This is a genomic window from bacterium (assembly GCA_035371905.1).
In the GTDB taxonomy this organism is placed as follows: Bacteria; Ratteibacteria; UBA8468; order B48-G9; family JAFGKM01; genus JAMWDI01.
The window spans coordinates 1-3,889 of sequence record DAORXQ010000066.1 but is presented as its reverse complement, the minus strand read 5'-3'; the positions used below and the strand labels follow the sequence as shown (position 1 = coordinate 3,889).

General features: G+C 28.7%; 3 protein-coding genes. All 3 read right to left on the bottom strand.

Annotated elements, in window-relative coordinates; all coding sequences use genetic code 11:
* Positions 1-1,566, bottom strand: a 1,566-nt coding sequence (locus tag PKV21_07200) for a hypothetical protein (GenBank protein HOM27275.1), incomplete at its 3' end; no start/stop codon positions are given.
* 17 nt (positions 1,567-1,583) lie between these two features.
* Positions 1,584-1,916 (bottom strand): hypothetical protein, encoded by a 333-nt coding sequence (locus PKV21_07195; protein ID HOM27274.1) that lies wholly within the window; start codon positions 1,914-1,916, stop codon positions 1,584-1,586.
* Between the two features lie 3 nt (positions 1,917-1,919).
* On the bottom strand, positions 1,920-3,889 hold a 1,970-nt coding region (locus PKV21_07190), incomplete at its 5' end, for a hypothetical protein (protein ID HOM27273.1).

The window sequence follows — 3,889 nt, the reverse complement described above, 5'->3', positions numbered from 1 at the left end:
CCATTGTATTTCAAAAATCCCTTCTAAATTAGGATGGATTTTATTCCCTTGATTATCAAGTAAGCTTGAGATTTCTACTTTATATTTTTTAAATAAAGTTTTCGCATTACAATAAATAGTGGGTTTGTCAAAAGCTCTTTGACAAATACCACAATCTGGAATTGTCGCTATATTATAAACACAATCCACATTAACTAATCTTTCAAGTAAAGTATCACAAGTATTACAAACCTCATTTCGTTCACATTTATCACAACTATCACAAGTATCACATCCTTGGCAAGAAGTTTGGCATTTCTCGCAAGGCTCACACACCATACATTTACCACAATTATCAGTTGGACAAGAAACTTCGCCATCACATACAATACAAATTCCTTGTGATGAATTCTCACAAGACTCACAAGGTTGACAAGACATACAACTATCACAATTCTGACATTTCTCACATTTATCACAACGCTCACAAGACTGACATACTTGACAACAATCTAAATTGACTTGACATATAACTTCACAAGTAGTGCTACAAGTTTGTCCTGTTTCACATAATTCACATTGAGTACTACATTTCTCACCACTTCTACAGACATCAGTTTCACATACTTCACATATACTTTGACAAGTTAAACAAGTAGAACATTGTCCTGTATTACAACCTTGATTTCTTTCACAAATATCACAAGCATCACATACTTGACAAGTAGATTGATTACTCTGGCAACTTTGGCATATATCACAAGTATTACAAATATCACAAGTATCACAACCTTGACATACAGATTCACAATTCTGACAAATTTCACAAATATCACATTGCTCACAAGCCTGACAAATACTCTGACAATTTTCACAAGGCTCACATACCATACACCTATCACAAGTATCACAAGTATCACAACCTTCACAACGAGTGCAACTCTCAGGTGCATAACAAGTATCATTAGTAGTCATACACCAAGCATCACAAGATTGACAAAGATTTTTACAGGCATCATTAACATCACAAGTATCACAAATATCGCAAGTAGTACAAGTTTCTATTGTTGTTTCACAAGTGCCACAAGGAACATCTATACAAGAACCTTCTCCACACCAAGAAGTCTTTAATCTAAAAGAACCAATTGCTGACCATCTGGAATATAAACCACTAAACTTAGCTCTTACACGCCAATAAATAGTATCTTTATATACAATAGGACAACATTCCTGAGATAAATCTATTTCAATATAATTCTTATTTGTAATTTTAGTTATGAGACAATTTCCAATATCATATGGAGGTTGAACTACATAAAAATCAGTTGAATCTGAGATTTGGATTTCATAATAGTCTGTTCCTTGAATTGAAGTCCATTCAAACTTGATTTTATTACAAGTTGGGTGTCTATAACAGAGTAATGGACAACAAAATATTGAAATTTCAGCTCCAAGTGGTGAAAGTAGTAATGGTGGGTCAAATACAATTGGAATATTTGGAGTTAGAAAAACACCCTTTTCTATACTCCATCTCGGTGTATGTGGAACCCTTTCATACTCATTCTTTATTATATCATTATTCCTCATTGAACTTCTCTCTTGTTTTAAGTTGAAATTATTATAAAAGTTCCTTTTAAATTATACATTGAATTTTTTTCTTCTTCTTCAAATGCAGTTAACATTATATTATAGCTTTGATTATCATAATCTATAAAGGTTGTTACTGCACCTGATTGATAAAGACTCAGAATATAATTTCTTAATGAACTTGATGCATAAGGATATTCCCATTCAATTAAAGTATCTTGTAAAACAAATGGAGAAGATTGAACTACTACAGAATCTATAGTTTTCTCAATAGCTAATCTTTTGTTTGGTCTGTATTTATACTTAAACCTATAATCTAAATCTAAATTTCCTAACTTTACTTTATTCATAATTTAATCCCATTTAGTTAAATTAGAAAATTCTTCTTTTTCTTGCCATAAATCAAATACTTTCTTCTGTTCACTAAAAGAAAGACCTTTGAAAGAAATATTTATAGTTTTATTAATAACAGGTGATTCTGAAAGTAAAGTAGGAACTTGACCAAAACCTGGAATCCTACCCAAGATTTTAGCTTCACCTGTTCTTAAAAGATAACTCCTCTCCGCAGCTTTTAATCTTAATTGTAGAACTCTTGATAAAATAGAAGATTCTAATCTTGAACGGGAACTTTCAATTAAACCAGCAAAACTATCAGTAAACTCTGAAATTTCATTACCAGCCTCAGTAATACTTTCTTCAAGACTTGAAACTGATTCTTGGATTGAATTATTTAATCTTTTAGTTGGTTCACTAATTGAATCTGAAATATCTTCTATAGTCAAACCAAAAGCAGATACTACTTCTTTATAGATTCTTTGAATTCTTGGTTGTAAAGATAAAACTTTATCAGCGAAATTTGTGACTAATCTTCTGAGTAATACATAATTACCTTGTAATGCTTGGTCAATAGCTTCTGATAGATTTCTCATAAATTCTGGAGTTAATAGTTTTGAGGTTGTGATTATATCAGTTATTAGTTTCAATAAAGACTTCACTATGTTTATTTTTAAATCTAAGAAAGCTTGTTCTATTGATTGACCCTTTAGGTATAAGTTGTCAATAAATTCTTTGAATATATTAAGAATATTATCAAAAGTTTGTTTTTTAAAATTAAGTATAGCTTGGTCTATAGATAATCTATCAAATAATTCTTGGAATTGAGTAAGAAAATTAGATAAAGAAACACTTAATTCATCAACTAAATTTGAAAAGAATTTTGTAATTTCATCATACGAAATTGATTGCTTGAGATTATTAAAGAGTTCCCTTATTCTTTCAGATATATTAAGTTGGTTAATGAATCTATCAATTAAATACTCCTTAAGTTTGGCTCCGAAGTTTACTATTAATTGACTTGTTAAATTAGTCAGAGAATAAAAACCAGTTGAAAAATCTTGGATAATGGATTCAAATGAATCTCTTAAAATTTCTTTTGTTTGATTAATTAAATCTATTAATTTCTGATTGTTTGTGGTTAAGTTATTTAGTAAATTCCCATAGGATTGATTTATAATTTCAGGAGCTAAACCTAAAATATCACCAAGATTAGTAATAACTTCTTTAAATTTTGTTTGATTGAAGATGTTTTCTATATCAGCAGAAGTTAGTTTTTGTTCTTTAATATGCTCTGAAACAGAATCTAATATCTGACTAAATATTTTTAATCTTTCTTCAGGAAGTAAAACTTGAATAGATTCTCTATACTGGCTTAAATAAGTTAAAATATAATTCCCGAAATTTATTAATCTATCAGTTATAGATGAAAATGGGTCCATCAAAGCAGTCTCTTTTAAGATTTTAGAATACCCTTGAATAGTTATATCTAATAATTTTTCATTAAATTCTTGATAAGTTAAAAATCCTTTAGATAAACCATAATCCAAATATTTCACATAAGAATCTATCAAACTTTTTCTATACTCGGTAGTAAATGTCTCTGTTTTTATTAAATCATCTAAATTTTTGAGTCTATCAGTAAGAATTTTTTCTTCAACCTCTCTTAACTTTCTATAATATTCATCCATTAACTCTTTTCTATCTTGGTCTACTATACCTTCATAGTTTCGTATCTTAGTTAAAATAGTATAATAAAATTGATAGTATTCACTTGAAGACCTTTTTCTAATTTCAAATGCTTTGGTTTCTTTTTCTATAGAATCTTTTAAATCTTTCAAATTTCTCTCTTGGATTTGCCTTAAATTATTTGAATATTCTATTTCTTGCTCCATTAATTTTAATGTTAGTTCCTTTATTTTAGTTCTACTATAATCTGAATTACTTAAAGTTCTTATATCTGAAATTGTGTCTGAAATGATTTTCTTTT

Excerpts from the sequence above, each read along its gene's own strand:
- PKV21_07195 (HOM27274.1), bottom strand. The coding sequence starts at position 1,916 with ATGAATAAAGTAAAGTTAGGAAATTTAGATTTAGATTATAGGTTTAAG.